Raw genomic sequence first — 25,464 nt, forward strand, 5'->3', positions numbered from 1 at the left:
CTAGTGCGGCAGGTGTGCCCGAAATCTGTCGGCGTCGTCTCTCAGACAGGGCGAAAGCTCATGGCCGAGCATGTCGAGTACGTCCTTGATGGCTCCGGCGAGCTCAGGTGCTTCGGCCCATGCGGTGGCGTTGCGCGTGAGCACTGCGGTCAACAAATCGTCGTCGAACCAGCCGCCGGCCGCCCCTTCCGCAGCCTCGCCCTGAAGGATCTCCACGCCCACAGGAAGCAGCAACGGCAGCCCGACATCCTGGGCGATGAGCCTGGCCAATTGCTCCACTGTCAAGTCGCTGATGGGACTCTTCCGCAGAGCGTGCACCGCCAGTACAAGCGTCGTGGCATCGCCGGGCGGACTGGGCCACCGGCGCCCTTCGAGGTCCTCGATGGAGCGGCTTCGATCGAAAGGCAAATCCATGAGTGGCCCTCCTTGAAGTGCAGTTACTACGACCCGGAAACTGCCCGCTATCTGTCGGCGGCCCTCTCGCACTCGATCCGGCGCCGAACCACCACGCGTTCCATTGCAACGCCGAAGTGCGCATCACCGACTCCCCGCGCCGCCCGGAACTGGCCGGCCGCCTGGGCGCGATCCTCTGCATCACCGAACCCAAGGGCCCCGAGGTTCCGCCCGCCTACGCCGTCATGGCTGACGACTACGACCACACGGTGCAGTTCGAACGCCACGAACTGGCCCCGACGGGGCGGGACCGGAAGCACGAGGACTACTACTACGTAGGGCGCGTGTCCAAAGTGGCTGGTGTGACTACGTGACCTGTGTTTCGATGCCGGAGTGAACAGCGAGAGCTCCGGGGAGCCGGATGAGAGGCCAAGTCGCTCGGTCCGGCAGAGGGCCGATGGCGATGTTGCGGAGTGCGTGCGGATCCTCGCGGAGGTCCATGCGTGCGACGGCTATCCGGTGAACTGGCCCGATCAGCCCGGCGAGTGGCTGTCACGCGGTCCCCTGCTGGGCTCCTGGGTTGCCGAACTCGAAGGCGGCCTGGTGGGTCATGTCAGTTTGTCGCAAGGCAGCGAGGGAGATCTGGCGCCGCAATTGTGGGGCCGGCGGAACGGGGCGACGCGGGGTATGACCGCCGTGGTCAGTAGGTTGTTCGTTGCCCCGCAGGCGAGGGGACATCGGATCGGTGCCCTGCTGATGGGCCGAGCAGTGGAGGAAGCGCAGCGTCGTGGCCTGCATCCGGTGCTCGACGTCGTCGCATCTGACACTGCGGCGGCAGCCCTGTATGAGCGGCTGGGCTGGGAGCTGATGGCCACAGTCGAGCAACAGTGGAGTCCGGACCAGACGGTGGCCATCCACTGTTACGCAGCGCCATCGTGATGTGGTCGGTCATAGCCACTCGTTGATGGCGGCGACGAGGACGGTCGCCTCGCGGCGGACCGCCGGCTTGTCGTACCTCGTGGCCACGGCCGCCCGGTGCCTTTCGAGGCAGGAAGTCGGCCGGCCGGGGGCCAAGCTCCGGGTCGAGAAGGGCAGGCGTCGTGCTGGGCCGGCTTCGATGTGGCGGTCTTCTTGATCTCGCGCAAGCGCATCCGCTCTGCCGCGCCCGTACGGTAGCGGCCGTGCACCTCTTCAAGCTCTCACCCCGGGTGGACGCTCTGCTCTCCGCTTCGCGCATGCCCTCCGGCCATACCCGAGCGAACGCTGCTTGATGCGGCACTAGGGGGTGTCTGGTGGATCATGGCCGGGGGTGCGGCGCCTGGCACGGCACCTCGCGGCGTTGCCGAAACGCCCCGATAGCTCCGCTATCACGACGTTCCGGCGCCTTGCGATGCACCGCACCAGGCGCCGCACCCTGACCGACCCTGATCCACCAGACACCCCCTAGGTTCACCCCGCCGATGTGGAATTCCGTGAGAGATGAGAGGGTCGGGCGGGTGAGTGAGACACCGAAGAACACCCTGCAATACCGCGTTGACGGGCCAAAGGACGCTCCTGTCCTGGTCATGGGCCCCTCGCTGGGGACCACGTGGCACATGTGGGATCGCCAGACGCCCGAGCTGGCCGGTTCCTGGCGGGTGTTCCGGTTCGATCTGCCGGGGCACGGCGGGGCGCCGGCCGAGCCCGCGCACTCCGTGGCCGAGCTCGGGGACCGGCTTATCGCCACGCTCGACGGGCTCGGCATCCAGCGTTTCGGGTACGTGGGGTGCTCCATAGGCGGCGCGATCGGTGCCGACCTGGCCCTGCGCCATCCGCACCGGATCGCCTCGCTTGCCCTGGTCGCGGCCTCGCCCCGGTTCGGCACCGCCGACGAGTACCGCCAGCGCGGTGTGATCGTCCGGGCCAATGGCATGGACCCCATGGCACGCTCGGCGCCCGAGCGCTGGTTCACCGCGTCCTACGCCGCCGCCCAGCCGGCCATCGTGGAATGGGCCGTGCAGATGGTCCGCACCACCGACCCCGCCTGCTACATAGCGGCCTGTGAGGCGCTGGCCGCCTTCGACATCCGGGCCGAACTCGGCCGGATCGCCGTGCCCACGCTCGCGCTGGTCGGCGCCGAGGACCGGGTCACCGGGCCCGGCGAGGCCCGCACCCTGGTCGCCGGCATACCGGGCGCCGGCCTCGCCGTCGTGCCGGGCGCCTCCCACCTGGCCCCGGTCGAGCAGCCGGCCGCCGTCACCGATCTCCTCGTACGGCACTTCTCGACGGCCTGGCAGGAGACGCTGACCTCGATCGCGGTGCCGCCCGCCGCGGTCCCGCCCCCGGCACCCGCGGCCGCGCCCCCCGCGCCCGAGGCCCCGGCCGATGTGGTGGCCCCGGCCCCCGCCGAACCCGCCGCGACCCCCGACGCGTACGAACTCGGCATGCGGATCCGGCGCGAAGTGCTGGGCGACGCCCATGTGGACGCCGAGACGGCCCGCGCCGACGACTTCAGCGGTGACTTCGACGCGCTCACCACCCGCCACACCTGGGGCGACGTGTGGTCGAGGGGCGGCCTGGACCGACGGACCCGCGCCGCGGTGGCCCTGGCCGCGCTCACGACGGGCGGGCACCTGGACGACCTCGCAGCGCACACCCGCGCCGCGCTGCGCGCCGGGCTGACCCCCGATGAGATCAAGGAAGTGCTCCTCCAGACCGGGCTGTACTGCGGCGCACCCGCGGCCGGCGCCGCGTTCCGCACGGCGGGCGCGGTGATCAGGGAGGAGACCACTCCCCGCGGATGACCTGATTCCGCTCCCGTACCCGGCACAGGGAGCAGGATGGGACGCATGAATCTGACGCTGACCAAGAAGAGCCACGCCTGTGTCCAGCTGCGCAAGGACGGGCGGAGCCTCGTCATCGACCCGGGCGCGTTCAGCGAGAGCGACGCGGCGCTGGGCGCCGACGCCATCCTGGTCACCCACGAGCACCTGGACCACTTCGACGAGCAGCGGCTGCGGACCGGCCTCGAAGCCAATCCGGCCGCCGAGATCTGGACGCTGCGCAGCGTCGCGGAGAAGATCTCGGCGGCCTTCCCCGGCCGCGTGCACACGGTCGGGCACGGCGACACCTTCGAGGCGGCGGGATTCGACGTCCAGGTGCACGGCGAGCTGCACGCGGTGATCCACCCCGACATCCCGCGCATCACCAACATCGGCTTCCTGGTGGACGGCGCGGTCTTCCACCCCGGGGACGCGCTCACCGTCCCCGACCGTGCCGTGGACACCCTGATGCTTCCGGTGATGGCACCCTGGAACAAGATCTCCGAGGTCATCGACTACGTGCGCGAGGTCGCCCCGCGCCGCGCCATCGACATCCACGACGCCCTGCTCACCGACGTCGCCCGGCCCATCTACGACTCGCAGATCGGCTCGCTCGGCGGCGCCGACCACGCCCGTCTCGCGCCGGGGGACTCGACCCGGCTGTGACCGCCCGGCCCCGACCGCCCGCCGGTGACGGGCCGCCGCCTGTCCGCCGCCGACCGCCCGCCCTCGACCGCCCGCGTGACCGTACGCCCCCGACCGCCCGCCGGTGGCGGGCCGACCGTGGCTGTCAGTGCCGGGCGGTAGGTTGGGAGCCATGCGCATCGCCACCTGGAACGTGAACTCGATCACCGCTCGGCTGCCCCGTCTGCTGGCCTGGCTGGAGAGCAGCGGCACCGACGTGCTGTGCATCCAGGAGACCAAGACCACCGTCGAGGGCTTCCCCGCCGCCCAGCTGCGCGAGCTCGGCTACGAGTCCGCGGTCAACGCCACCGGCCGGTGGAACGGGGTGGCGCTGGTCTCCCGGGTCGGCCTCGACGACATCGTGCTCGGGCTGCCCGGCGGCCCCGGCTACGAAGGCGTCGAGGAGCCGCGCGCCATCTCGGCGACCTGCGGCGGGGTCCGCCTGTGGTCGGTCTACGTGCCCAACGGCCGCGAGGTCGCGCACGACCATTACGCGTACAAGCTGAGCTGGTTCGAGGCGCTGAGGGCGGCGGTGGCGGCGGACGCCGCGGGCCCGCGGCCCTTCGCGATCCTCGGCGACTTCAACGTGGCCCCCACCGACGAGGACGTCTACGACCCGTCGGTCTTCGAGGGCCTGACCCACGTCACCCCGGCGGAGCGCGCCGCGCTCGCGGCCCTGCGGGAGGCGGGCCTCGCCGATGTGGTGCCCCGCCCGCTCAAGTACGACCGTCCCTACACCTACTGGGACTACCGCCAGTTGGCCTTCCCCAAGAACCGGGGCATGCGCATCGACCTGGTGTACGGCAACGAGCCGTTCGCCACCGCCGTCAAGGACAGCTACGTCGACCGCGAGGAGCGCAAGGGCAAGGGCGCATCCGACCACGCGCCGGTCGTCGTGGACCTGGAGGTCTGAGACCCCGGACCGCCGCCGCCCCGGGCCGGACGCCCCGCCCCGTCTTGGGCGGACCGCGCCGCCGCCCCGGGTCCGTCGGAGCGCTCCGTGTGCGCCGGGCCGCCCCCGGCCGGGCCGCCCCCGGTCGCGGCCCGCGTCGGGGCCGCCGATAAAGCGCGCCCGCGTGCCCAGTAGTGCTACTGACCGTTCAAATGGGAGTGTGGATCGTATGAACTTCCTCCAGAACTGGCGAAGGCGGCACCCGGCGGCGTCCGCGGCGGCGATCTACCGGGAGGACCCGCAGGGCGTCGCGGAGGTGCTTTCGGAGTGCGAGCTGCTGCGGACCCGGGCCTGGCAGAACAGTCTCGAACTCGATGACTCCCCGGCGTCGTTGGGCGCGCTCGACCAGCTGACCCCGCGCTGGCGCGAGGACCCGGAGGAGCTGCCCTGGCTGGGCAACGACGCCGGTCTCTATCTGGGCACCGTCATCGTGCGCACCGTCCCGGGCGCGAGCTGGGACGTGTGGCCCAGCGGCCAGCCGGTGGTGCGCCTCGCATCGGGCCGGGAGATCGACGTGGTGGACGCGGGCCTGACCTGGGCGGCCACCGGAGCTCCCGAGCTGTTCCAGATCTACGCGGAGGCCTCGGAGGCCTGACCGGCGCCGCCGGCCTCCCCGGGACCGCCGCCGCCGGAATCCCCGGCACCCCCGAGACCCGCGGGGTCAAAATACGGTTTATGCCCTATTCGCGCGTGTCGAAGTGAAGTCCCTTACCGGGCTGGATAGTTTGCGCTGACCTCGACACAGCGATGAGTGGGCAGGACAGCGTATGGCCGTCGATCCGTTGATCGAGCTGCGTGACGTCAACAAGTACTACGGGAATCTGCACGTCCTCCAGAGCATCAACCTCACCGTCGGCCGCGGGGAGGTGGTGGTGGTCATCGGCCCGTCCGGCTCGGGCAAGTCAACGCTCTGCCGGACGATGAACCGGCTGGAGACGATCGAGTCCGGATCCATCGCGATCGACGGCAGACCGCTCCCCGCGGAGGGCAAGGGTCTCGCCCAGCTCCGCGCCGAAGTGGGCATGGTCTTCCAGTCCTTCAACCTCTTCGCGCACAGGTCCGTCCTCGCCAATGTCTCACTGGCGCAGGTCAAGGTCCGCGGCCGCAAGAAGGAGGACGCCGACCGGCGTTCCCACGAACTCCTGGAGCGGGTCGGTCTCGCCTCGCAGGCGCACAAGCTCCCCGCCCAGCTCTCCGGCGGCCAGCAGCAGCGCGTGGCCATCGCCCGCGCCCTCGCGATGGACCCCAAGGTCATGCTCTTCGACGAGCCCACCTCGGCCCTCGACCCGGAGATGATCAACGAGGTGCTCGAAGTCATGCAGCAGCTCGCCCGCGACGGCATGACCATGGTCGTCGTCACCCACGAGATGGGCTTCGCCCGCTCCGCCGCCAACCGCGTCGTGTTCATGGCGGACGGCCGCATCATCGAGGACCGCACGCCCGACGACTTCTTCACCAACCCGCACAGCGACCGGGCCAAGGACTTCCTCTCCAAGATCCTCAAGCACTGAACGGGGGGTGTACGCAACGATGATGGCCACACGACGCACGCTCGCCGCGTTGCTGCTCGCCCTGGCCCTGGCCGGCTGCGGCAGGTCGGGCAGCCCGCCGGTGAAGGGCCCGAAGGCCGAACTGCTGCCGCACTACACGGTCGCCAAGGGCATCAGCCTGGGCGGCTCCTCGGTGTGGCGGCGCGCGAAGAGCCGCGGCCACCTCGTCGTCGGCGCCAAGGAGGACCAGCCCTACCTCGGCGAGAAGGACCCGGCCACCGGCGTCTACACCGGCTTCGACATCGAGATCGCCAAGATGATGTCCGCCTCGCTCGGCTTCGACCCCAAGACCATCCAGTACAAGACGATCGCCTCGGCGAACCGCGAGACCGCGCTGCAGAACGGCCAGATCGACTACTACGTCGGCACCTACACCATCAACGACAACCGCAAGAAACTGGTCGGCTTCGCGGGCCCGTACTACCTGGCGGGCCAAGGCCTCCTGGTGCGCACGGACGAGGACAAACTCACCGCGCCCCAGGACTTCGCGGGCAAGCGCGTCTGCTCGGCCGCGGGCTCCACCCCGTTCCAGCGAATGGAGAAGGACTACCCGAGGGTCGACATGGTCGCCTACGACACCTACTCGGTGTGCGTGGACAACCTGCTCACCTTCCAGGTCGCGGCCGTCACCACCGACGACACCATCCTCAGCGGCTACGCGGCCAAGGTGCCCGACGAGCTCAAGGTGGTCGGCAAGCCGTTCTCGAAGGAGCCGTACGGCATCGGCGTCCCCAGGAGCGACACCACGCTGCGGTTCTTCCTCGACGACGCCATCGAGGCCCACGAGAAGAACGGCGACTGGAAGAAGGCGTACGCCGCCACGCTCGGCCTGTCCGGGCGCCCCCCGGCCCCCGCCCCGCCCATCGACCGCTACCCGGCGAGCTGAGGCCGCAATGGACGTACTCACCAAGAACTTCTCGCTGTACGGCAAGGGCTTCCTCGGCACCGTCGAACTGACCGTCTACGCCTCGCTCCTCGCCCTCGTGCTCGGCTTCGTCATGGCGTCCTGCCGGGTGTCACCGGTCGGCTCGTTCCGCGCGCTCGGCACGGTGTGGGTGACCGTGCTGCGCAACACCCCGCTGACGCTGCTGTTCTTCGCCGTGCTGCTGGGTCTTCCGCGCTTCGGTCTGGTGCTGCCCTTCCAGCTCTTCGCGGTGATCGCGCTCGGCTGCTACACCTCGTCGTTCATCTGCGAGGCGCTGCGCTCCGGCATCAACACCGTGCCCAAGGGGCAGGGCGAGGCGGCCAGAAGCCTCGGGATGACCTTCGGTCAGACGCTGTCGGGGGTCGTGCTGCCGCAGGCGTTCCGCTCGGTGATCCCGCCGATCGGGTCCACCCTGATCGCGCTCGCCAAGAACTCCGCGATCGCCGGGGCGTTCAGCGTCACCGAACTCCTCGGCACGTACAAGACGTTGAGCGAGCTCGGCTACAACATCATCTGGACCTTCGTCTGGATCGCCATCGGCTACCTGATCATCACCCTCTTCATCAGCGCCGTCTTCAACATCCTCGAAAAGCGCTGGGGAGTCGCCCGATGACCGCGCCACTGGCCACGGAAGCCACCGCCCTCTACGACATCCCCGGCCCGAAGACCCGGCAGCGGCACCTGGTGTACGGGATCATCTCGACGACCCTGATCCTGGCCCTGATCGGCTGGGTCCTGTATCTCCTGTTCGACACCGACCAGTTCACCTCCGCCAAGTGGACGCCCTTCACGTACAAGGGCATCCAGGAGCTGCTGCTTCGCGGGCTCGGCAACACCCTGCGGGCCTTCGCGTTCGCCTCGGTGCTCTCGCTCGTGCTCGGCGCGGTGCTCGCCACCGGACGGCTCTCCGAGCACCGGGCGGCGCGCTGGCTCGCGACCCTGCTCGTCGAGTTCTTCCGCGCCATGCCCGTCCTCGTGATGATCTTCTTCGTCTTCGTGGCGCTGAAGGTGCAGCCGCTGCCGGCGCTGGTGGCGGGTCTCACCCTCTACAACGGCTCGGTCCTGGCCGAAGTCTTCAGAACCGGCGTCAACTCCGTGGAACGCGGCCAGAAGGAGGCGGCATTCTCACTCGGCATGCGCAAGACGCAGGTCATGACGTACGTGCTGGTCCCCCAGGGGATCCGGGCGATGCTGCCGACCATCATCAGCCAGCTGGTGGTCGCCCTGAAGGACACCTCGCTCGGCTACCTGATCACCTATGAGGAGTTCCTGCACGCGGGGAAGCTCATCGCGTCGAATCTCGACTACGATTTGCCGTTCATCCCCGTGGTGATGGTGATCTCACCGATCTACATCGGGATGTGCATGCTGCTTTCCTGGTTCGCCACCTGGATGGCCAGGCGACAGAAGCGCAATCCCAAGACGGAGGCCGTGGACGTCGCACCGGCCGAACCAGGGACGCTGCTGCCGAGGGGGCCCCTCCCGGGCCCCTGAGGCCCGGGGGGAGTGCAGCAGCTCAGGGGCCATGCCCGCCCGGCGGCAGCCGGTGATCACTTCTCGCGGAGCGGCACCGTCAGACATGACGGATCCGACGCCGGCGAGGAGAAGGTCAGCTGCGCGCCGAGCGGGTTGTGCTCGATGGGGAGCGGGTCGACGATGTCCATTGCCAGTGGGCGTCGCTGACCGGCTCGCCGGGGCCGAGCGGGCCCGCGTCGTGGAGATGGGGCGACGGGGGTTCCGCTCTCCTTGGCCGGGACGAGGGGCGAGGGGCGAGGGGCTGGTGTGCGGCCTCGCGAACCGAACAGGCCAGGCCCGGTCGGGCCCGGGGGTGTCAGTTGCCGGTGGTGCCGGCCGCGCCCGTGAGCGCGCTCTTGGCCTTCCACGCGTCGTACGAGAGGTTCCACTCGCCGTAACCGTTGTTGAGCGCCTGAGTGCCCTTCGCGTCGTCGCCGGTGATCTCGAACGGGTCGCCCACCTGGGCCTCGCCGTACACGAACTTGGCGTCGGCGTCGCTCATGCCGATGCAGCCCGAACTCTTGTTGGCGGAGCCGAAGTAGTCGTGGTTCCACGGCGCGGCGTGCACGTACATCCCGGACCAGGTGAGCCGCATCGAGTAGTCGACCATCTTGTTGTACGAGCTGCCGAGGCCGACGGTCTCCGAGTTCATGTTGATCGTCCCCTCCTTCGCCATCAGGACGGTCTTGCCCCGCCACGACGCCTTGTCGCCGCCGGGCGTGCCCGCCGACATCGGGATGTCCTTCACCAACTGGCCGTCGCGGTACAGCTTGAGCCGGTGGGTGGCGAGGTCGGCCTTGGCGACCTGGTTCTTGCCGATCGTGAAGTTGGTCTTGTAGTCCTTCACGAACCAGCCGCCCGAGGTCCCGGAGTCGACGCCGTTCAGGTCGGCCTCAAGGGTCACCTTGGTGCCGGACTTCCAGTAGTCCTTGGGGCGCCAGTCGACGCGGTCCTTGCCCGAGTAGTCCTGCATCCAGCCCCAGGAGCCCTCGGTGTTGTCCGAGGTCGTCACCTTCAGGTGCTTCTCCACCTCGGCCCTGTTCTTGACCGGGTTGTCGAACACGATCGAGACGGGCTGGCCCACGCCCACCGTCGTGTCCTTGCCCGGCACCATGCTCACCTTGTTGACCTTCCCGGCAGCCGCCGTGGCGAACGTGGCCCGCGCGGTGCCGCCCTTGGCGTCCTTGGCCTCGACGGCGTACGTGGTGCCGGGCGCGGCGGAGCGCTCCGAGGTCCAGGTCCTGCCGTCGGCGGACACCTTCCCGACGAGTGTGCCGCCCTTGGCGTCCGTGACCGTGACGCTTTGCAGTGTGCCGTCGGCGAGCGTCACCTTCACCGGCTCACCGGGCTTGGCCTGTTCGCCCGTCAGGTTCACCGAGATCTCGGTCTTCTTCCCCGCCTTGAGGTCGGTCTTCCCGTCACCCGACGAGGACCCGCCGCCGCCCCCGCACGCCGAAAGGGCGGCGGCGAGAACCGCCGTCGTGGCGAGTGCGGCCATGCGGGCCGAGGGGCGGGACGGGCGCGGTCGGCGACGTATGCGGCTCAATTGAAAGACCTCCGTTGTCCATGCTTGTCCGTAAGGGAGAGTCACCAGCCGGACTCTAGGTTGCAGGACGCGCCGCGAATCTCCGCGTTTCCTCTGTGACGACGACCGCAGAGCAACGGTCATCGTCCGGTCACATTCGACGCGAGAAGCGGTCATGGACCGCTGTGAGCATCCTGTGCATCCCCGGCGGCCGACACCGGGGCGCACTTGGGAGGCCACTGACGTGTCCGCACTGCTGGTGACCGGCGACCGGGACCAGGACGCCGGGGTACGAACCCTCGACGCCGCCGAGTACCGCTCGTTTCTCGCGGGCCGCTCCGACGTCAGCTTTCTGCAATGTCCTTCGTGGGCCGATGTGAAGGACCAATGGGTCACCGAAAGGGTCGGATGGTCCCTTGACAACGGAGAACTGACCGGCGCCGCCCAGATCCTCTACCGGCAATTCCCCGGTACGCGGAAATACTTCGCCTACCTGCCCGAGGGCCCGGTCGCCGACTGGTCCGACCCGCACATCGACCGCTGGCTCCAGCCGCTCATGCGCCATCTGCGCCGTGCCGGGGCGTTCGCGGTGCGGATCGGGCCCATGCCGGCCTACCGGCGCTGGGACGCGTCCCGGCTCAAAGCCTCCACGGGTGCCGGCCGCAGGATCGCCGACGTCCTGGCCACCGAGGTGGACCCGCTCGGCTCCGCCGTCGCCGAACGGCTGCGCACCCGCGGCTGGAAGCGGTGCGGCGGCGACCACGACGGCGACGCCGACGCACAGCCCCGCCATGTCTTCCGGCTCTCGCTGGCCGGCCGCGGCGTCGACCAGTTGTGGGCCGGGCTCAACCAGGAGTGGCGGCGCAATGTGCGCGCCGCCGACCGGGCCGGAGTGCGGGTCGTCATCGGCGGCCCGGAACACCTCGCGGAGTTCTACCGGCTGCTGAGGATCACCGAGGAGCGCGACGGATTCCGGCTCGGCCGCTCCCTCCCGTACTACGAGCGCCAGTACGAGGCGCTGAACGCCGAGCAGCCCGGCCGGATGCGGCTCTACCTCGCCGTCCACCAGGGGGAGGTGCTGGCCGCCCACACCATGATCACGGTGGGGGGCCGTGTCTGGTACCAGACCGGCGCGTCCGCCGACCACCGCCGCGAGGTCCGCCCCAGCAACGCGTTGCAGTGGCAGATGATCCAGGACGCCCACGCGCTGGGCGCACAGGTGTACGACATGCGCGGGGTACCCTCCACTCTTGATCCGCAGGACCGTCCGTTCGGGCTGCTGCGGTGGAAGCTGGGTACCGGCGGCCAGGTCGTCGAGACCCTTGGGGAGTGGGAGACATCCATGGGCGGAACCGCCAACCACGCGCTGTACCGCGCCTTCCAGGCGTACCTGGCGCGCCGATGACGGCGACCGTCGCGCCGGCGAAGAGCGCGAGCGCCGGACTGCTGCGCAGCAGCGCGCTGATGGCGGCGGGATCGATCGTCTCGCGCGCCACCGGTTTCGTACGCTCCGCCGTGATCGCGGCCGCCCTCGGCGTGGGACTGCTCGGCGACGGCTACGCGGTCGCCAACAACGTCCCCAACATCCTCTACATGCTGCTCATCGGCGGCACCCTCAACGCGGTGTTCGTGCCCGAGCTGGTGCGCGCCGCCAAGGAGCACGCCGACGGCGGCGCGGCCTACACCGACCGGCTCATGACGGCCTGCACCTGCGCGCTCGTCGTGGTCACGGCGCTCGCCGTGCTCGCCGCCCCGTGGATCGTCCACGGCTACACCGACTACAGCGGCGCCCAGGCCGGCCTCACCATCGCGCTCGCCCGCTACTGCCTGCCGCAGATCCTCTTCTACGGCCTCTTCACGCTGTTCGGCCAAGTCCTCAACGCGCGCGGCAGGTTCGGCGCCATGATGTGGACCCCGGTGCTCAACAACGTCGTCGTCATCGGGGTGTTCGGGCTCTATCTGGCCCTCGCCGCGGGCGGCAGCGGAACGCTGAGCGCGGGCGATGCCCGGCTCCTCGGCTGGGGCACCACCGCCGGCATCGTCGTGCAGGCGCTCGCCCTTGTGCCCTCGCTGCGCTCGGCCGCGTTCCGCTGGCGCCCGCGCTTCGACTGGCGCGGCCACGGGCTGGGCCGGCCGCTGAAGTCGGCGGGCTGGGCGGTGCTGCTCGTCGTCTCCAACCAGCTCGCCTACTGGGTGGTGACGCGGCTCTCCACCACCGCGGGCGCCGCGGCCGTGCGCGAGGGGGTCGGCGACGGAGCGGGATACACCGCGTACACCAACGCGTACGTGCTCTGGATGGTGCCGCACGGCATCGTCACCGTGTCCCTGGTCACCGCCCTGATGCCGCGGATGAGCCGGGCGTGCGCGGACGGCGACCTCGCCCGGGTGCGCCAGGACGTGTCCTACGGGCTGCGCACCTGCGCCGCGGCGATCGTCCCCGCGGCCTGCGCGCTGTTCGCGCTCGCCCCCTGGATCCTCGGCTCGGTCTACGGGTACGGCAGGACGAACGCCCACGACATCACGGTGATGGCGGGCATGCTCATGGCGTTCGCGCCCGGCCTGATCGCGCTCTCGGGCCAGTACGTCCTGTCGCGCGGCTTCTACGCGCTCGGCGACACCCGCACTCCGTTCCTGCTCAACCTCGTCATCTCCGGCATCAACGCGGTGCTCACCACCGTCGCCTACCTCACGCTGTCCGCGCGCTGGGCGGTGACCGGGATCGCCGGGGCCTACACGGTGGCGCTCTTCGCGGGGCTCGCGGCCACCGCGTACACCCTGAACCGCCGGCTCGGCGGCGCGGCGCTGCTCCGCTCTCCCGCGGTCCTCGCCCATGTGCGGCTGCTCGCGGCCTGTGTGCCCGCCGCGGCGCTCGGCTACGGGGCGGCCCGTGCGGCCGACCCGCTCGGCAGTGTCGCGGCGGCCGGCGCGGGAAGCCTCGCGCTCGTCGTCGTCCTCGCGCTGCTGGCCCGGCCGCTCGGCCTCACCGACATCAATGCCGTTCTTGACAAGGTCCGCGGCGGCGGCAGACACCGAGCCCGGTGACGGGCCACATGAGACGGTTGGGACACTGACAGCTATGCCACGCGTGCTTCTCATAGAAGACGACCCCTCCGTGCGCGAAGGGGTCGAGCTCGGGCTGCGCCGACGCGGCCACGAGGTGCGGGCCGCCGGGACCGGCGAGGCCGGACTCGCCTCGCTCAAGGCCTTCCAGCCCGAGCTCGTCCTGCTCGACCTGATGCTGCCCGGCATGAACGGCGTGCAGGTCTGCCGCCGGATACGCGAGACCAGCCAGCTGCCGATCATCATGCTCACCGCGCGCGGCGACGACTTCGACGTGGTGATCGGCCTCGAAGCGGGCGCCGACGACTACATCGTCAAGCCGGCCCGCACCGAGGTCATCGAAGCCCGCATCCGGGCCGTACTGCGCCGCCTCGCCGACCCCGTCGCCCGCTCGGGCCCCGAGTTCCACGGCGAGCTCGCCCTCGACCGGGCGGGCCTGACCGCCGCCAAGAACGGCGAACGTCTGGCCCTCGCCCCCTCCGAACTCAAGCTCCTGCTCCACCTCGCGGCCTCGCCCGAGCAGGTCTTCAGCCGCCAGCAGCTCCTCGAATCGGTGTGGGAGCACAGCTACCACGGCGACGCCCGGCTGGTCGACGCCTGCGTGCGGCGGCTGCGGCAGAAGCTCGGCGACACCGGCGGCCCCGACGGCTCCCCCCGCTACATCCAGACCGTGCGCGGATTCGGCTACCGCTTCGGGCCGCTGTGAGGTTCCCGGTCCGCCGCGCCCTGCGCCTGGGCCTGCGCACCCGGCTGATCGCGGCGTTCCTGCTGGTGGCGGCGGTCAGCGCGGTCACCACCGCCGCCCTCACCTACCAGTCGGCCCGCTCGGCCATCCTCAAGCAGGCCCAGGACCAGGCGGTCGAGCAGTTCCGCGAGCAGATCGCCAACGAGTACTTCGCGCTGCCCACCTCCAGTGCGGCGCTCCAGAACGTCTGCCGCACCCTGGCACGGGCGGGCAAGCCGCACCCCTGGTACGTCTTCGCCGAGTACGGCACCCTGCGCGCCTCCTCCACCAACCGGCCCACCTCCACCGTCATCACCCAGGAGCTGCGCCGCCAGACCCACGCCAACGCGCACGGCTCGTTCCAGCGGGTGATCCAGGACGGCACCCCGTACCTGACCATCGGCATGCCGGTGATGTTCGACAGCAACAGCGTCGACGAGCAGCGCAGCGGGGTCTACCTCTACGCCGTGATGGACCTCAAGACCGAGAGCGTCACCATCGAGGCCATGGTCGCGGCGGCCAAGAACGGCGCGCTGCCCGCGCTCGCCGTCGCCGTGGTGCCCGCGCTGCTGGCCGCCCGCAGTGTGCTGCGCCCGGTGCGTGATCTGCGGCGGGCCGCGAGCAGCATGGGCAAGGGCAGGCTCGACACCCGGATCGAGGTCAAGGGGTCGGACGAACTCGCCGATCTGGCCTGGACGTTCAACGAGTCGGCCAAGGAACTGGAGCGTTCGGTCGAGGAGTTGCAGAAGGCCGAGGCGCGGGCCCGGCGCTTCGCCTCCGACGTCAGCCACGAACTGCGCACCCCGCTGGCGGGGATGCTCGCCGTGACCGAAGTGCTCGACGAGGACGCCGACGGGCTCGACCCCGACACGGCGCGCGCCGTGCGCCTGATCTCGGCCGAGACGGGCAAGCTCGCCACCCTCGTCGAGGACCTGATGGAGATCTCCCGGTTCGACGCCAAGGCCGCCGAGCTCAACACCGACGAGGTCGACGTCGCCGAGACCATCCGCAAGACCCTCCAGGGGCGGCACTGGCAGGACCGCGTCGTCACCGAACTCCCGGACGGCGTACGGGCGATGATCGACCCGAGGCGCTTCGACATCGTGATGGCCAACCTCGTGGGCAACGCCCTGCGGCACGGCTGCGAGCCGGTGACTGTGCGGCTGCGTCCGGCCTTCGGCGACGGCCCGCTGGTCGTCGAGGTCACCGACGCAGGCCCCGGCATCGACGCGGCCGTACTGCCGCACATCTTCGACCGCTTCTTCAAGGCGGACGCGGCCCGTACCCGCTCGGCGGGCAGCGGCCTCGGCCTTGCGATCACACGGGAGAACGTACGGCTGCACGGCGGCACGGTGCGCGCGGCGAACGGACCGGACGGCGGCGCCGTCTTCACCGTCGAGCTGCCCACCGGCCTCGGCGCCGCCGCGCCCGCGCAGGCGGCGCGATGAGGTGCAACGTCACCGGCCCCCGACTGCTGGCCGCGCTCGCCCTGTTGCCCGCCGCGCTCCTCGCGGCGGGCTGCGGCATCCAGTCGACCGACGTGATCGCGGTGGGCGACCCCGCGAGCGCCGAGGCGATGCCGCCGAGCAACGACGGCACCGTGCTCTACTTCGTGGGCCCCGACGGGCTGATGCCGGTGGTGCGCGAAGGCGTCCCGCGGTCGCCCCTTCTGCTGCTCTTCGCGGGCCCGGACGCGGACGAGAGGGCGGCGGGGCTGCGCACCGAACTCCCCTCTGGGATCGGCGCGTTGAAGCTGAGCATGGACGCGGGCGGGATGACGGTCATGATCGGCCACGACGTCTCGGGGCTCACCGCGCTCGCCCAGCGACAGATCGCGTGCACCGCCCTGCGGTCGGCTCCGCCCGGCCGCGACCGGAAGGTGACGATCCGGGGCACCGGCCCCGCAGGCCCGCTGGGCCCCGTCGCCTGCACGACCTGACCTGGGGCCGTGCCGGCGCTTTTGGGACGCAGAGCGCGGGAGAGCCCGTTGACTTCAATTCAGTAAACCCATGGGTAACCCCCTGGCGTCCGGGCCCGCGACGGGCCAAGCTCTGCGTGTGGAGAATTCAGCCGGCGCAACGCAGCCCGCCACCGCGCCGATCGTCCTGCGGCTGCGGCGCCCCCTCGTCTGGGTCCCGGTCGCAGCGGTCGCGGTGGCCGTGATCTGGTGCTTCGCGGTCGCTTCCGGGTTCGCCGGCCCCAACGGGAGCGTCGTGGGCCCCGTCATGGCAGCCGTCGGCGTGGGCCTCGTGGCCATCGCGGTCATCTTCGTGGGCTACCTGCTGCGGCCGCTGGTGATCGATGTGGACGCGGACACGTTCACGGTGCGGCTTCCGACGTGGCTGTCCGGCCGGGTCGACTGGGACGAGGTGAGCGCCGTGAGTGCGATCGCCGTGCGAAGCGGCCCGAACGTCCGTCGCTTCCTCGTCGTGGACCTGCGCTCGCCCGCGCTCCCCTACGTCAGCCGCCCGCGCTCCATGTACCGGCGCCTGGCGCCCGTGCTCGGCCGGGCCGAGGGAACGCACGGGCTGTGCTTCGAGGAACAGCTCTTCGTCTTCGACGCGGTCCACGTCCTGGACGCGGTGCGCGCCTGCGCGCCCGCCGAGGTCGCCGTCGAGGACCGCACGGCGCAGCCCGCGAGCAGTCCCTGGCAGTTCTGACCCGCTTCTTGCCTCGCGGCAGGGCGACCGCCACCGTGTACGCGTACGTCTCGCACACCGACGGCACCACCGCGAGCCGTACGCCGACGACCGCTGTCCGGAATCGGAGTGCCCATGGCCGGATTCACGCTGCCCCACACCCTCCACGGCGACGGCCCGCACCGGGTCGTCGCCGTGCACGGCTGGCTCGCCGACCGAGGTGACTACGCCGCCGTGCTGCCCGACCTCGACGCCGCCGGCTTCACCTACGCCTTCGTCGACCTGCGGGGCTACGGCGAAGCCAGGGACGCGCCCGGCGCGTTCACCACGAGCGAGGGCGCCGAGGACATACTGGCGCTCGCCGACCGGCTCGGCTGGCACCGCTTCTCGCTGATGGGGCACTCGATGGGCGGCGCCGTCGTCCAGCGCGTCCTGGCCGCCGCCCCCGACCGGGTGCGCCGCATGGTCGGGATATCGCCGGTCCCGGCGAGCGGCATGCCCATGGACGAGGCGACGCGCGCCCTGTTCACCGCGGCCGCCGATCAGCCCGCCAAGCGCCGCACCATCATCGACCTCACCACCGGCGGCAACCGCCCCGACGCCTGGCTTGACCGGATGACCTGGCGCTCGGTGGAGCGCAGCGACCCCAAGGCGTTCCGCGCCTGGCTCGACTCCTGGGCAGGGGAGGACTTCCACGAGGAGACGGAGGGCTCCCCGGTGCCCGCACTCGCGGTGAGCGGCGCCCTGGACCCGGCCATCAGCACCGCCTTCCTGCGCGAGACGTGGCTGCGCTGGTACCCGGCGGGCGAGCTGACCGAGCTGCCCCTGGCCGGGCACCACGCCATGGACGAGGCGCCGCTCGACCTGATCCGTACCGTGGAGGACTTCCTGCGGGCCGACCATGTCTGAGGCCGCCCACGATGACTGACACGCCCGACATCTTCGACCCCCGCCAGTACGCGGCCGGCCCGCCGTACGCCGCCTATCGCGAACTGCGCGACCGCCTGCCCGTCGCCTGGCAGGACGAGCCCGCGGTCCTCGGCCGGCCGGCCGGACCGGGCTTCTGGGCGGTGACCCGCCACGCCGACGTCGTACGGGTCCTCAAGGACGCGGCCGGCTTCTCCTCGGCGCTCGGCACCACCCAGATCCGCGACCCCGACCCGGCGGACCTGCCGTTCATCCGCCGCATGATGCTCAACCAGGACCCCCGGGCCGCCGCGCGGTCCGACGGCGGCGGGCCCGTGGCCCACGGGTTCCACGACCACGGCAGGCTGCGCCGCCTGGTGAGCCGGGCCTTCACGCCGTCCCGGGTCGAACGCTTCGAAGGGCTGGTGCGCGACCGGGCCCGCGCCCTGCTCACCGCCGCCCGCGACGGCGCAGAGGACGGCGTGTTCGACCTGGTGGCCGATGTCACCGACGACTATGCGCTGCTCAACCTCACCGATCTGCTCGGGGTGCCGCCGGGCGACCGGGGGCTGCTCCTGGAGTGGACCGAGCGCGTCATCGCCCACCAGGATCCGGACGGGCCCACCGTGACCGGCCCCGACGGGCGGCCGGCCGACCCGCGCTCGCCGGCCATGCTGGCCGAGATGTTCGCGTACGCCCAGGACCTCACCGCCCACAAGCGCAAGCATCCGGGCGACGACGTCATGACCGCGCTCGCACACGGCGAACTCGCCGACGCCGAGCTGGAGATGTTCTTCTTCCTGCTGACGGTGGCGGGCAACGACACGGTGCGCAGCGCGGCGCCGGGTGGCTTTCTGGCGCTGGCCGAACACCCCGTCCAGCAAGCTGAGTTGACGGGTAATCAGGTAACGGTGGGCGCCGCCGTCGACGAGCTCCTGCGGTGGCACCCACCGGTGCTGAGCTTCCGGCGCACCGCCGTGCGGGACATCGTGCTGGCCGGCCGGCGCATCGCGGCCGGGGACAAGGTCGTCGTCTTCCACGCCTCCGCCAACCGTGACGAGCGCGCCTTCGGGGACCCCGAGCGCCTGGACCTCACCCGCACCCCCAATCCGCACGTCTCCTTCGGCGACGGCCCGCACATCTGCCTCGGCGCGCACTTCGCCCGCCTGCAACTGACCGCGCTGCACGAGGAGGCGCTGCGCGTCCTGCCCCGCACCGAACTCGCCGCCGAACCCCGGCGTCTGGTCTCCAACTTCATCAACGGCATCAAGTCCCTTCCGCTGAAAGCGAGTTAGCCCGCCGCCCGGTGCGAGGTACGGATCGCAGGGGCGGGCTCCTGGGCGGCCCGCGTCACATCGGCGACGAGCTCGACCACATCGGGCCCGTACGCCTGGGAGTTGACGACCTTGAGGAGCAGACAGAACGAGCCCTTGCCGTGCTTGCGGGCCAACTTCTCGGCATTGCGGGCCAGATAGCGGGTGGCGGCCTGGTTGGTGATCGCGGACTGACCGCAGAAGAGGAACACCGGACGGGAGTCCTGATCCGGAGTGACCCGGGCCAGAATCACGTACTCGGCGACCCCGTTCTCCAGCCGGTAGCGCTCGGAGCCGATCTGGAAGGCGCCGCGGTCCGGGCTCGGTTCGGAGTCCACGTTCATCTTCACGCCGGGCAGCAAGGACAGGAGGTGCGCCCCCATCCGGCGGTTCGAGTACGGTCCGCCGAGGCAGAACTCGGTGCGCTCGCCGAAGCCCTGCTGTGCGAGGTCGTGCTGGATGATCCGGGCATGGGCGCCGCAGTCCTTGTTGAGGGAGGCGAGTTCGAGGAGCGCGAACACGTCGAAGCGGTGCACCGCGCCCTCCTGGGTCGCCGCGCGGTTGACGACCAGCAGGCATTCGGAGTGCTGGGGCAGCCCGAAGAACGCCTGCCGGCGCCGGAGGCCGCGCCGCCAGAGAGAGGTGCGGGCGAGCCAGCCGAGAGCGGCGCTCAGGCCCGCGGCCACCACGCCGAGGACGATGTTGCGTATGTCGTCATTCATGGGCGCGCATGCTAGCGGGACTTCACGGCGTGCTCGACGTGCTCATGACGCGAGCGCGGGGACGGCGTTACGCTGCGCGGACGTTCGCCTACGGGAGGTACGCATGCGTCGTCCTGCTGCCCGCACCCTGTCCCTGCTCGCGGCCGCTGCCGCCGTGGTGGCCTCGGTCGCCGCCGCGCCGCCCACGACGGCGGCGCCACCCGGCACATCCCCGGCCAAGGTGCCGGAGGCCATCGGCTACGGGGGAGCGGTCTCCAGCGTGGACGCGGACGCGTCAGCGGCCGGCCTTGACGTCCTGAAGCACGGCGGCAACGCGGTGGACGCGGCCGTCGCCACGGCCGCCGCGCTCGGCGTCACCGAGCCGTACTCCGCCGGCATCGGCGGAGGCGGCTTCTTCGTCTACTACGACGCGGCGTCCCGCTCCGTGCACACCATCGACGGCCGCGAGACCGCCCCCGCGTCGGCCACCTCGTCGCTCTTCCTGGAGAACGGCCGACCACTGCCCTTCGCCGACGCGGTGACCAGCGGCCTCAGCGTCGGCACCCCGGGCACCGCCGCCACCTGGGACAGGGCCCTGCACGCCTGGGGAAGCGCGTCGCTGCGCACCCTCCTGAAGCCCGCCGAACGGCTCGCGCGCGACGGGTTCACCGTCGACGACACCTTCCGCTCGCAGACCAAGGACAACCAGGCCCGGTTCGCCGACTTCCCCGACACCGCGAAGCTCTTCCTGCCCGGCGGGCGGCTCCCGGTGGTCGGCTCGACCTTCAAGAACCCCGATCTGGCGCGCACCTACGAGGAGTTGGGCCGCCGCGGCGTCGGCGCTCTCTACCGGGGCGACCTCGGCGAGGACATCGTACGGACGGTGCGCACGCCGCCCGTCGACCCCGCCTCGACCCGTACGGTGCGCCCCGGCGATCTGAGCGAGAAGGACCTGCGCGGCTACGCGGCCACGTACCAGGCACCCACCGAGGTCGGCTACCGCGGGCTGGACGTGTACGGCATGGCCCCCTCAAGCTCCGGGGGTACGACGGTCGGGGAGGCGCTCAACATCCTGGAGCGGACCGACCTGTCGAAGGCGTCGGACGTGCAGTACCTGCACCACTACATCGAGGCGAGCCGGATCGCGTTCGCGGACCGGGGCCGCTGGGTCGGCGACGCGGCCTTCGAGAACGTGCCGACCAAGGGGCTGCTCTCGCAGCGCTTCGCCGACTCGCGGGCCTGCCTGATCAAGGACGACGCCGTGCTGACCAGCCCCCTGGCGCCCGGCGACCCGCGCCACCCGGTGGCGTGCGGGGCCTCGGGCACGGCGGCTCCGACCACCTACGAGGGTGAGAACACCACCCACCTGACCGTCGCCGACAAGTGGGGCAACGTCGTCGCGTACACGCTGACCATCGAGCAGACCGGCGGCAGCGCCATGACCGTGCCGGGCCGGGGCTTCCTGCTCAACAACGAGCTCACCGACTTCTCCTTCGCCCCGGCGAACCCGGCCGTCCACGACCCGAACCTGCCGGGCCCTGGCAAGCGGCCGCGCTCGTCCATCTCGCCGACGATCGTCCTCGACCGGCACGGCAAGCCGGTGCTCGCCCTCGGTTCACCGGGCGGCGCGACCATCATCACCACCGTCCTTGAGGCGCTGATCAACCACCTCGACCGGGGCATGCCGCTGGTCGACGCGATCGCAGCGCCGCGCGCGAGCCAGCGCAACGCCGCGCAGACCGAACTGGAACCGGCCCTCTACAACAGCCCGTTGCGCGGCCGGCTCGAAGCGCTCGGCCACGCGTTCACGCTGAATCCCGAGATCGGCGCGGCGACCGGCGTGCAGCGGCTGCCGGACGGGCGCTGGCTCGCGGCCGCCGAGACGGTGCGGCGCGGCGGCGGGTCGGCTCTCGTGGTCCATCCGAGTGGAAAGCAGTAACCCCGTCCGGCGGCGCCGGTGAGGCCCATGGCCCCGAGCTGAAAGGCCGGAAGCCATGGGCCCTGCGCCGCGAACGGGGCCGCGCAGGTCACGTTCGTGCGCCGCGGGGTGCGCGCAATTGGGTAAAGGACCTTTCCCCTGACAGAAGGGTTCTCCGTGCGCTCCAGAACGCTCGCCATCGCCGCCGCCTCCGGCGCCGCCCTGCTCGCGACGGTCCTCCCGGCCACCGCGCGGGGCGCCGCCCCCGCCTTCCGCACGCCCGGCCGCCTCGGTGCGCCGGCCCCGACGGGCGCGGGCCCGGTCAGCGCCGCCGCGCTTCTGGCGAAGGTGACCACCTGTTCCCAGGTCTCCCACGGCATGTACCGGACGGACGCCGACGCTCCGGCGACCGTGCCGGTCTGCGGCAAGAAGGGCGCCGTGTTCTGGAAGGCCGATCTGGACATCGACTGCGACGGCCGGGCCGGCGCCCTCTGCAACAAGAAGACGGACCCGTGGTTCCAGCCAGACACCCGCTTCCACCAGGCCGACGGCCGGCCGCTCGACGCGGAGAAACTGCCCTACGTCGTGGTGCCCGACCCCAGCCCCGTGTGGGACTACGGGGCGGCCGGCATCAAGGGAGGCGGCGTGGCTGCCGTCATCCACGGCGACAAGGTCGAGTACGCCGTGGTCGGGGACACCGGCTCCGCCACCACCATCGGCGAGGCTTCGTACGCCACCGCCAAGGCGCTGGGCCTTGATCCCAGCCCGAGGGAGGGCGGCGCCGACGCCGACGTCACCTACATCCTGTTCAAGGACTCCCAGGCCGAGGCGATCGAGGACCACGGCGCCGCGGTGGCCATCGGCGACGCGCTGGCGCAGCGCTTCCTGGACCAGAACTGATGAGCCGTCAATAGCGGCCCGGGGAGGGGGTGTTGGGCGCCCGGCGGGGTGGTCGTGAGGGGCCCGCCGGGCGCGGTGCCGCGAACGGCGGGCCGGGGCCGTTTCCCCGGGCCCGCTTCCGGCTCCGCTTCCGGCTCCGCTCCGGGCCCCGGTGCCCCGTGGGCGTTCTAGACGAGCGTGAGGATGCGCGGCCCGGCGTCGGTGACGGCCACCGTGTGCTCCGCGTGGGCGGCTCGCGCGCCACTCACGGTGCGCAGGGTCCATCCGTCGGGCGCCGGGTAGTACGCGTCGCTCCCGTCGGCGATCACCATCGGCTCGATCGCGAGCACCATCCCGTGGCGCAGCACCATGCCCCGGCCGGCCCGGCCCTCGTTGGGAACGCCCGGGTCCTCGTGCATGTCCCGGCCGATGCCGTGGCCGGCGAACCCGTCCGGGATGCCGTAGCCGGCGCCGCGGCACACCGTTCCGATCGCATGCGCGATGTCGCCGATGCGGTTGCCGACGACGGCCGCCGCGATCCCCGCGTCCAGCGCCTTGAACGCCGTCTCGACGAGGCGTACGTCCTCGGGGCGCGGGCGGCCCACCGTGAAGCTGATCGCGGAGTCGCCGGCCCAGCCGTCGAGCAGCGCCCCGAAGTCGACGCTGACCAGGTCGCCGTCGCGCAGCCGGTAGCCGTCCGGGATGCCGTGGACGATCGCGTCGTTGACGGAGATGCAGGCGGTGGCCGGGAAGGGGACGGGCGCGAACTCGGGGTGGTAGTCGAGGAAGGGCGAGGTCGCGCCCGCCTTCTCCAGCACCTCCCGCGCCACGGCGTCGAGTTCGCCGAGGGTCACGCCGACGCCGGCCGCGTCGCGCGCCGCCGCCAGGGCCTGGGCGACCACGCGTCCGGCCTCGCGCATCGCATCCATCTGGGTATCGCTCTTGATCTTCACCATGCCCATTACTATACCGGTATTGTAATGGGTGTTCGGCCGCATCTCCCGGCGCCGCCGGGGGATACGGGTCTAGAATCGGCGCATGGTCCGCACCCCACTCACCCCCGAAGAACGTGCCCGCGGCGAGCGCCTCGGCTGCCTGCTGCGTTCGGCCAGGGGGGATCGCAGCATGCCGGAGATCGCGGCCGCCGCGGGCCTCTCGGCGGAGACCCTGCGCAAGATCGAGACGGGCCGCGCGCCGACCCCCGCCTTCTTCACCGTGGCCGCGCTGGCCTCGGTCCTCGGCCTGTCCATGGACGAGATCGTGTCCGACTGCGCGATGCCGCCGCCGGCCGTCGCGGCATGAAGCCCCCGGGCCCCCGGCACGCCGAGAGCCGCGGCCTGCACCGTCGTCCACGATCCGCTGGGCGCGGTGTTCCTGCTGCGTTACGACAACGTCGAGGTCGGCCGGCACTGGGCGCCGCCGGGCGGCAGTCCCGCCCCGGGCGAGTCCCCACCTGCGGGGGCGCGTCTGCGTTGCCATAGCGCGCCTTGCACAGCCCCCGCTGTTCTCCGGCGCCCCGCGACACCGCTCGCGTGCCGGCCTGAGCGAAGGGCTCCGCAGGCCCGCCCGCGGGCTCGGAAGTCACCTGCCTGTTCGGCGCAACAGATCCTGCGCGCGCAGGGGCCCCGCGCGACCGTAGGAGCGTGGTCACTCGCTCTCAGCCCTCCCGGCGGCGGCGCCCGCTGCGGGCAGCCGCCGTCGCCGCGCTCGGCGTGCTGGCGCTGCTCGCCGGCTGCGCCCCCGGCCCCCATGTGTCCGCCGCCTCCGCCGTGGCCCACGCCGACCCCGCGACGCTGGTCTTCCACCACCCCGGCGTGGTCGTCGGCCGGAGTCAACTGACCGCGGTGCGGGCAAAGGTGCGGGCCGGCCAGGAGCCGTGGCGCTCGGCGTACGAGAGGATGCGGACCAGCCGCTACGGCTCGCTCCGCTACACCCCGCACCCCGCCGAGGTCGTCCCGTGCCCGCCGAACGTCGGGCCTCCCGCCTGTCTCGCCGAGCGCGAGGACGCCATCGCCGCGTACACGCAGGCGCTGCTCTGGTCGGTCAACGGCAATGAGGCGCACGCCAAGAAGGCCGTCGAGATCATGGACGGCTGGTCGCAGGTGATGAAGCGGCACACCGAGGGCAACGCGGACCTCCAGACCGCCTGGGCGGGCTCGTCCTGGGCGCGGGCCGCCGACATCGTGCACGCGGGCTATCCGCAGTGGCCGGCCCCGGCCGTCCAGCGCTTCAAGTGGATGCTGCGCAAGGCGTATCTGCCCGCCGTCACCGCCAAAGTCCCCGACTACAACGGGAATTGGGAACTCGCGATGACGGACGCGGCCATCGGCATCGCCGTGTTCGTCGAGGACCACGGGGTCTTCAAGGACGCCCTGGAGCGCTACCGCGCCCGCGTCCCGGCCTACTTCTACCTCGCATCGGACGGCAGGCTGCCCAAGCCGCCGCCCGGCGGCTCGATGGACACGCCGGACAAGCTGGCCGCGTACTGGTTCGGCCAGCGCACCTACCGCGACGGACTCGGCCAGGAGACCTGCCGCAACTTCATGCACATCGGCTACTCCCTCGCCGCGTCCGGCCACATCGCGGAGACGGCCTGGCAGCAGGGCATCGACCTGTACGGGCCGACGGCCGAGCGGCTGAAGGCGGCGCTCGAATTCCACTCCCGCTACCAGCTGGGCGCCCAGGTGCCGGCCTGGCTCTGCGGCGGCAAGGTCGCACGGACCTTGGGCCCGGACGTCGAGATCCTGCTCAACCACCTCCAGAACCGGCTGCACCTGGCGCTGCCCGAGACCCGGAAGCTGGCCGAACGGCAGCGCCCGGGCGGCACCGACGACCTGTTCGTCGCCTGGGAGACGCTGACCCACGCACAGAACCCGGGCGCCGCGGACTAGGGGGTGTCTGGTGGATCATGGCCGGGGGTGCGGCGCCTGGCACGGCACCTCGCGGCGTTGCCGAAACGCCCCGATAGCTCCGCTATCA

Annotated in this window: 26 protein-coding genes; 22 read left to right on the forward strand and 4 right to left on the reverse strand. The window is 71.4% G+C overall.

The window, feature by feature from the left end; genetic code table 11:
* The gene (locus tag ACGFW5_RS21800; protein WP_393835926.1) at positions 1–414 is read right to left on the reverse strand and encodes a contact-dependent growth inhibition system immunity protein; all 414 of its coding nucleotides are present in this window, start codon (positions 412–414) and stop codon (positions 1–3) included.
* Between the two features lie 116 nt (positions 415–530).
* Here ACGFW5_RS21800 and ACGFW5_RS21805 point away from each other — a divergent pair, with 116 nt between their 5' ends.
* The 10 genes from ACGFW5_RS21805 (at position 531) to ACGFW5_RS21850 (ending at position 8,799) form a co-directional block, all read left to right on the forward strand.
* Entirely contained in the window at positions 531–767 is a 237-nt protein-coding gene (locus ACGFW5_RS21805) for a hypothetical protein (RefSeq protein WP_393835927.1), read from the forward strand.
* A 103-nt stretch (positions 768–870) separates the two neighbouring features.
* Positions 871–1,332 carry a GNAT family N-acetyltransferase gene (locus ACGFW5_RS21810; RefSeq protein ID WP_393835956.1) on the forward strand — a complete coding sequence of 154 codons (462 nt, stop codon included), beginning with the start codon at positions 871–873 and terminating at the stop codon, positions 1,330–1,332.
* A 557-nt stretch (positions 1,333–1,889) separates the two neighbouring features.
* Positions 1,890–3,176, forward strand: a complete 1,287-nt coding sequence (locus ACGFW5_RS21815; RefSeq protein WP_393835928.1) for an alpha/beta fold hydrolase — start codon at positions 1,890–1,892, stop codon at positions 3,174–3,176.
* Between the two features lie 45 nt (positions 3,177–3,221).
* Positions 3,222–3,860 (forward strand): MBL fold metallo-hydrolase, encoded by a 639-nt coding sequence (locus tag ACGFW5_RS21820; protein ID WP_393835929.1) that lies wholly within the window; start codon positions 3,222–3,224, stop codon positions 3,858–3,860.
* Between the two features lie 151 nt (positions 3,861–4,011).
* A complete protein-coding gene (locus ACGFW5_RS21825; protein ID WP_393835930.1) occupies positions 4,012–4,791 on the forward strand; it encodes an exodeoxyribonuclease III in 780 nt (259 codons plus the stop codon).
* 208 nt (positions 4,792–4,999) lie between these two features.
* A complete protein-coding gene (locus ACGFW5_RS21830; protein ID WP_393835931.1) occupies positions 5,000–5,425 on the forward strand; it encodes a DUF6278 family protein in 426 nt (141 codons plus the stop codon).
* A gap of 172 nt (positions 5,426–5,597) precedes the next feature.
* Positions 5,598–6,341 (forward strand): amino acid ABC transporter ATP-binding protein, encoded by a 744-nt coding sequence (locus ACGFW5_RS21835; RefSeq protein ID WP_393835932.1) that lies wholly within the window; start codon positions 5,598–5,600, stop codon positions 6,339–6,341.
* A 19-nt stretch (positions 6,342–6,360) separates the two neighbouring features.
* On the forward strand, positions 6,361–7,266 hold the full coding sequence (locus ACGFW5_RS21840) for a glutamate ABC transporter substrate-binding protein (RefSeq protein ID WP_393835933.1): 906 nt from the start codon (positions 6,361–6,363) through the stop codon (positions 7,264–7,266).
* Positions 7,267–7,273: 7 nt separating this feature from the next.
* Entirely contained in the window at positions 7,274–7,918 is a 645-nt protein-coding gene (locus ACGFW5_RS21845) for an amino acid ABC transporter permease (protein ID WP_393835934.1), read from the forward strand.
* Entirely contained in the window at positions 7,915–8,799 is an 885-nt protein-coding gene (locus ACGFW5_RS21850) for an amino acid ABC transporter permease (protein ID WP_393835935.1), read from the forward strand. Before ACGFW5_RS21845 ends, ACGFW5_RS21850 begins: the two co-directional genes overlap by 4 nt.
* A 337-nt stretch (positions 8,800–9,136) precedes the next feature.
* Here ACGFW5_RS21850 and ACGFW5_RS21855 read toward each other — a convergent pair whose 3' ends face one another.
* Positions 9,137–10,366 (reverse strand): Ig-like domain-containing protein, encoded by a 1,230-nt coding sequence (locus ACGFW5_RS21855; RefSeq protein WP_393835936.1) that lies wholly within the window; start codon positions 10,364–10,366, stop codon positions 9,137–9,139.
* A gap of 223 nt (positions 10,367–10,589) precedes the next feature.
* On the opposite strand from ACGFW5_RS21855, the gene ACGFW5_RS21860 reads away from it, so the two are divergent.
* The 8 genes from ACGFW5_RS21860 (at position 10,590) to ACGFW5_RS21895 (ending at position 18,969) form a co-directional block, all read left to right on the forward strand.
* On the forward strand, positions 10,590–11,750 hold the full coding sequence (locus ACGFW5_RS21860) for a lipid II:glycine glycyltransferase FemX (protein ID WP_393835937.1): 1,161 nt from the start codon (positions 10,590–10,592) through the stop codon (positions 11,748–11,750).
* On the forward strand, positions 11,747–13,387 hold the full coding sequence (murJ, locus tag ACGFW5_RS21865) for a murein biosynthesis integral membrane protein MurJ (RefSeq protein WP_393835938.1): 1,641 nt from the start codon (positions 11,747–11,749) through the stop codon (positions 13,385–13,387). Before ACGFW5_RS21860 ends, murJ begins: the two co-directional genes overlap by 4 nt.
* A gap of 34 nt (positions 13,388–13,421) precedes the next feature.
* Entirely contained in the window at positions 13,422–14,111 is a 690-nt protein-coding gene (locus ACGFW5_RS21870; RefSeq protein ID WP_393835939.1) for a response regulator, read from the forward strand.
* Positions 14,108–15,577 carry an ATP-binding protein gene (locus ACGFW5_RS21875; protein ID WP_393835940.1) on the forward strand — a complete coding sequence of 490 codons (1,470 nt, stop codon included), beginning with the start codon at positions 14,108–14,110 and terminating at the stop codon, positions 15,575–15,577. Before ACGFW5_RS21870 ends, ACGFW5_RS21875 begins: the two co-directional genes overlap by 4 nt.
* Positions 15,574–16,068: a hypothetical protein gene (locus ACGFW5_RS21880; protein WP_393835941.1), complete on the forward strand. Its 495-nt coding sequence runs from the start codon at positions 15,574–15,576 to the stop codon at positions 16,066–16,068. The genes ACGFW5_RS21875 and ACGFW5_RS21880 overlap by 4 nt, the downstream gene beginning before the upstream one ends.
* A 118-nt stretch (positions 16,069–16,186) precedes the next feature.
* Positions 16,187–16,789, forward strand: a complete 603-nt coding sequence (locus ACGFW5_RS21885) for a hypothetical protein (RefSeq protein WP_393835942.1) — start codon at positions 16,187–16,189, stop codon at positions 16,787–16,789.
* 114 nt (positions 16,790–16,903) lie between these two features.
* Positions 16,904–17,677, forward strand: a complete 774-nt coding sequence (locus ACGFW5_RS21890; protein WP_393835943.1) for an alpha/beta fold hydrolase — start codon at positions 16,904–16,906, stop codon at positions 17,675–17,677.
* An 11-nt stretch (positions 17,678–17,688) separates the two neighbouring features.
* Positions 17,689–18,969 carry a cytochrome P450 gene (locus ACGFW5_RS21895; RefSeq protein WP_393835944.1) on the forward strand — a complete coding sequence of 427 codons (1,281 nt, stop codon included), beginning with the start codon at positions 17,689–17,691 and terminating at the stop codon, positions 18,967–18,969.
* Here ACGFW5_RS21895 and ACGFW5_RS21900 read toward each other — a convergent pair.
* Positions 18,966–19,709, reverse strand: coding sequence for a hypothetical protein (locus ACGFW5_RS21900; RefSeq protein WP_393835945.1), 744 nt, complete (start codon positions 19,707–19,709; stop codon positions 18,966–18,968). The two genes, ACGFW5_RS21895 and ACGFW5_RS21900, sit on opposite strands and share 4 nt — an antisense overlap.
* 103 nt (positions 19,710–19,812) lie before the next feature.
* Here ACGFW5_RS21900 and ggt point away from each other — a divergent pair, with 103 nt between their 5' ends.
* Together ggt and ACGFW5_RS21910 are read left to right on the forward strand one after the other, a co-directional pair.
* Positions 19,813–21,627 (forward strand): gamma-glutamyltransferase, encoded by a 1,815-nt coding sequence (ggt, locus tag ACGFW5_RS21905; protein ID WP_393835946.1) that lies wholly within the window; start codon positions 19,813–19,815, stop codon positions 21,625–21,627.
* Positions 21,628–21,783: 156 nt separating this feature from the next.
* On the forward strand, positions 21,784–22,506 hold the full coding sequence (locus ACGFW5_RS21910; protein WP_393835947.1) for a glycoside hydrolase family 75 protein: 723 nt from the start codon (positions 21,784–21,786) through the stop codon (positions 22,504–22,506).
* 167 nt (positions 22,507–22,673) lie between these two features.
* Here the strand turns inward: ACGFW5_RS21910 and map are convergent, their stop codons facing one another.
* Positions 22,674–23,441 (reverse strand): type I methionyl aminopeptidase, encoded by a 768-nt coding sequence (map, locus tag ACGFW5_RS21915; protein WP_393835948.1) that lies wholly within the window; start codon positions 23,439–23,441, stop codon positions 22,674–22,676.
* Positions 23,442–23,523: 82 nt separating this feature from the next.
* On the opposite strand from map, the gene ACGFW5_RS21920 reads away from it, so the two are divergent.
* Both ACGFW5_RS21920 and ACGFW5_RS21925 read left to right on the forward strand, forming a co-directional pair.
* The gene (locus ACGFW5_RS21920) at positions 23,524–23,787 is read left to right on the forward strand and encodes a helix-turn-helix domain-containing protein (protein WP_393835949.1); all 264 of its coding nucleotides are present in this window, start codon (positions 23,524–23,526) and stop codon (positions 23,785–23,787) included.
* Positions 23,788–24,128: 341 nt separating this feature from the next.
* The gene (locus tag ACGFW5_RS21925) at positions 24,129–25,376 is read left to right on the forward strand and encodes an alginate lyase family protein (RefSeq protein WP_393835950.1); all 1,248 of its coding nucleotides are present in this window, start codon (positions 24,129–24,131) and stop codon (positions 25,374–25,376) included.
* Positions 25,377–25,464: the final 88 nt, after the last annotated feature.

Source organism: Streptomyces sp. NPDC048416, from assembly GCF_043200435.1.
GTDB lineage: Bacteria > Actinomycetota > Actinomycetes > Streptomycetales > Streptomycetaceae > Streptomyces.